Below are 2,784 nucleotides of genomic sequence, written 5' to 3' on the forward strand. Positions count from 1 at the left end.
AAGACCTTCCAGGAAGAAATCTTCGGGCCTGTACTGGCTGTGACCACCTTCAAAGACTTCGATGATGCGATCAAGATCGCCAATGATACGATTTATGGACTCGGTGCCGGTGTCTGGTCACGCTCAGCGCATACCTCTTACCGTGCAGGCCGTGCTATTCAGGCAGGTCGGGTCTGGACTAACTGTTATCACATCTACCCTGCGCATGCGGCTTTCGGTGGTTATAAAAAATCAGGGATTGGGCGTGAGAATCACAGAATGATGCTGGATCATTATCAGCAGACTAAAAACTTGCTAGTCAGCTATTCGACCAAACCAGCCGGGTTCTTTTAAGAAGTGAAATACATTCAAAGCGAACTTCGGTTCGCTTTGAATGTATGGTAGCTAGCTTTCACAAAATATCAGCAACATCTTCAAGCTGCGGCCAATTCAAATAAAGTTTTTAGTCTATAAATACTTTTTTTAAAGGAAAGAGCATCACCTCAAATTTCTATTTGCAATAGTGTCATTTTAAGATAATTTCACTCTATAAAGATTTCGCCACATTCTCCAGCCATTGAGTGCCAGAAGAATAAAAATAAAATAAAGCATGGCGGTTAAATACAATGACTTATAGCTATACATGCCGACATAAATCACATCTAACACACACCACAAGCCCCAGCTTTCAATATATTTTTTTGCCGCCCAATAACTTGCCACCAAGCTAAAAGAAGCCAACATGGAATCCAACCAAGGGAGTGATGCTGTGGTGAAATGAGCAAATAAGGCGCCAATCACCAGACCGGCGACAATACCCACAATCAGGCTATATACCCAGATTTTTTTATTCAAATAGCCAATCTGCACGGTGATAGCCTGGTCATGATTTTTCTTCGACCAGCTATACCAGCCATACAGTTGCATCAAGATAAATACGGCTTGTAATGCTGCGTCTGCAAATAAATTGACACGATAAAAAATAATCATATATAAAAATACAGCGACAATATTCACCAACCAGCAGACTTTATATTGTTTGGAGGTCAGCCAGACACCTAAAACGTTTAAAATGAACGCTGCAATTTCTATATTTTCCATAACAATATAACCTGATTAAGCAGCCAATTTAGAAGTTCAGATTGAATGACAAGGTTGCTGTACGCGGCGAACCCAAGAATAAATAATCGTCACCCAAAAATTCACCTGCATCACGCCAGTATTTCTTGTTGAACAGATTATTAATATTCAAGCGTAGCAATGCATCGGTCGTATTTAGTTTAAATTGATAAGCAGCGCCTAAATCAACCACACTATAACCTGCGACTTTCGCAGCACCCTCTTTGTTGGCATATTTGCTGGAACTGTATTGACCACCTGCCAGAACAGTGAAACCTGCAATGCTCGGTACGTTATAGCGAAGATGTGTTGCGAAACGAACTTTTGGCACGTTTTGCGCCTGATGATTGCCATATTCAACCGCTTCTACATTTTCTAAACGGGCTTTAGTCAAGGCTAAAGATGAAGTTAAGGCCAGATGATCGGTTAATGCACCATTCAGTCCGAGCTCCAGACCCTGACTATGTTGTTCGCCTTCCGCAACAAAATAGCGAAGTCCTGAAATCGGCTTGCTATATTGGTTGTCTTGGCGTAAATCAAATAGCGAGGCAGTCAATAAAAACTGCTTGATCTGTTGTTTTAGGCCAATTTCATATTGCTCTGAATAGATCGGCGCTAGAGTTTCAGCCGCATTCTCTGCAAACAAAGGTGCTGTCTTTCCATCTGACAAGCCTTTCGCATACGAGGCATAGACGGTAGTCGATTCCAAGGGGCTATAGCTGATCGCAAATTGCGGTAAAAATTTGCCTAAATCGGTATCGCGTACTTTTACCTGACCTTCACCATAAGCTTGCTCATCAAGCTCAATCCATTTTCCGCCAATCAAAGTAGACCACTGTTTATTCCATTCAATACGGTCTAATGCTGTAAATGCAGTTTGTTTACTTTTAAGTACTTGATATTTTGGTCCAGCATTCGCTGTTACTGGGGAAAAATCTATGGTTTCTGTATAAATATTACCTACACCAATCCATTTCCATTCATTGACACCAGCAAAACGATCTCGCGATTTATTGGTTTGTGTAATATCAAAATGTAGATAATGTTGCGCCCAATTGGTATCAATCACCCCATCTAGTTTGACTTTAAATTGGTTGGTTTTAAAGGTTTCATCTGGATTCTGATAATCGTAAATATCATACTCGCCAGCTTTACCAAACGTGTTACAGGAATACTCTTCCAGACAGCCTTCCCGATAATAACCATAAGCAAAGCTTGAATAGTCATCAACTCTGGATTTACTGTGGGCTGCGACGAGTCCCAAGTTCCAGTCATCATTCAATGCATAGCTATATTTTAAACTGCTATTCAGACTATCGATCGTGACCGGTTTGCCCCAAGTCTGATAACCCAGCAATCGGTCCCATTTCACATTTTCTGGGACTTTACCATCCAGTAATTGATAACCTGGCACTGATTTTTGTTCGGAACGCTGTGCTTCAAGATCAAATTCTAATTTGGATTGCTCAGATGTTTTCCAATCTAAGGCCAATGCCGCTAGATAGCGCTCACCATCCACGTGATCGACATAAGACTCAATCTGCTCATTCACCAGATTGATGCGATATCCGAATTGCTGCTCATCACCCAAAAAACCACCGAGATCAGTTGCCACTGAAAACTGGCCGTGTTGATCGGCAGAGAATGTCAGGGCCTGGATATCTTTGGGTCGCTTGGTGACATAAT

3 protein-coding genes are annotated in these 2,784 nt (G+C 41.6%); 1 reads left to right on the forward strand and 2 read right to left on the reverse strand.

Annotated elements, in window-relative coordinates; all coding sequences use genetic code 11:
• On the forward strand, positions 1-333 hold a 333-nt coding region (locus tag ACNPNW_RS16080), incomplete at its 5' end, for an aldehyde dehydrogenase family protein (RefSeq protein WP_448767169.1).
• Positions 334-510: 177 nt separating this feature from the next.
• On the opposite strand, the gene pnuC is transcribed toward ACNPNW_RS16080, so the two are convergent.
• Both pnuC and ACNPNW_RS16090 read right to left on the reverse strand, forming a co-directional pair.
• Positions 511-1,080: a nicotinamide riboside transporter PnuC gene (pnuC, locus tag ACNPNW_RS16085; RefSeq protein WP_159138859.1), complete on the reverse strand. Its 570-nt coding sequence runs from the start codon at positions 1,078-1,080 to the stop codon at positions 511-513.
• 28 nt (positions 1,081-1,108) lie between these two features.
• The coding region (locus ACNPNW_RS16090) for a TonB-dependent siderophore receptor (protein ID WP_448767170.1) at positions 1,109-2,784 on the reverse strand (1,676 nt) is incomplete at its 5' end.

This window comes from Acinetobacter endophylla (assembly GCF_053543775.1).

Excerpts from the sequence above, each read along its gene's own strand:
- pnuC (WP_159138859.1), bottom strand. The coding sequence starts at position 1,080 with ATGGAAAATATAGAAATTGCAGCGTTCATTTTAAACGTTTTAGGTGTC.